Source organism: Candidatus Deferrimicrobiaceae bacterium (assembly GCA_035256765.1).
Taxonomy (GTDB): Bacteria; Desulfobacterota; Deferrimicrobia; order Deferrimicrobiales; family Deferrimicrobiaceae; genus CSP1-8.
Map to the genome: position 1 here is coordinate 1 of DATEXR010000182.1, position 1,086 is coordinate 1,086.

Consider the following 1,086-nt stretch of genomic DNA (forward strand, 5'->3'; position numbering starts at 1 on the left):
CTCGCCTCCCAGTTCGAGAACCTGGTCCACCCCTTCACGATCCTGCTCTCCCTGCCGATCACGGTTCCTTTCGCGCTCCTGTCGATCTGGCTCGCGGGCCACACCCTGAATCTCTATTCGGCGCTCGGGATCCTCGTGCTCTTCGGTGTCGTCAAGAAGAACGCCATCCTCCAGATCGACCACATGAACAACCTGCGGGCGGCCGGGATGGACCGGTCGGCGGCGATCCTCCAGGGGAACCGCGACCGGCTCCGCCCGATCCTCATGACCACGCTCACGTTCGTGGCCGGCATGCTCCCCTTAGCCGTCGGCACCGGGCCGGGGGCCGAGGAGCGCCGGGTGATCGCCGTGGTCGTGATCGGCGGGCAGACGCTCTCGCTCCTTCTCACGCTGCTGGCCACGCCGGTCGTCTACTCGCTCCTGGACGATCTCGGCATCGCCTTCCGGCGATGGCGCACGGGCGTGCCATCCCCGGCGGGTCCCCTGCCGGAGGCAGCGGTCTCCGGGAGGGGCGAGGAGGGGGACCGGGCTTCCCGGGAATCGCGTCCGGCGGAGACCGGGAAATAGCACGACCCGAAAGGAACGAATCAGCCGGCAGCTAGTGTACCGTCTCGTAAATAGCTTGATGCACCGAGAGCGTCGATGCGCCGCGCCAGCAAGGCGCGCGACTGAGGATGGGGGGGGACACTCCCACCGGGGACATTCCTGATTCATCTCCGGGATGCGGGAGAGGAGTGTCCCCGCCCATCAGGAGTGTCCCCCTCGTTGCAAGAAGCGCGTACTCCGCGGGAGCGAGGGGCCTGTCCCCGGAAGGGTCGGCAGCCGAGGCGAAGCGGATGCGCCGTCAGACCGCGACAAAGGGCTGGCGGTGCGTTCCCTCGCCGCAGGCGCCGGTCGCCCACAGGGCTGCCTTTTCTGCTGCGACAAGCGATCCCCGGGCTGCGTCGGGCGTGCTCGTCGCTCGCTTGTGCGGCGTACTTCCCGTACGCCTCCGCACTCGCTCCTGCGCTTGCCCGCCGTAGCCAAAGGGTCTCCCTGGTCTCGCGACGAAACCCTTCCGGGGACCGGCCCCCTGCAGCGGCGCTC

The 1,086-nt window shown here is 68.7% G+C and carries 1 protein-coding gene; it reads left to right on the forward strand.

All coding sequences use genetic code 11. The features are described 5' to 3' along the window. A partial coding sequence (locus VJ307_06185; GenBank protein ID HJX73728.1) for an efflux RND transporter permease subunit occupies positions 1 to 567 on the forward strand: 567 nt, incomplete at its 5' end. Positions 568 to 1,086: the final 519 nt, after the last annotated feature.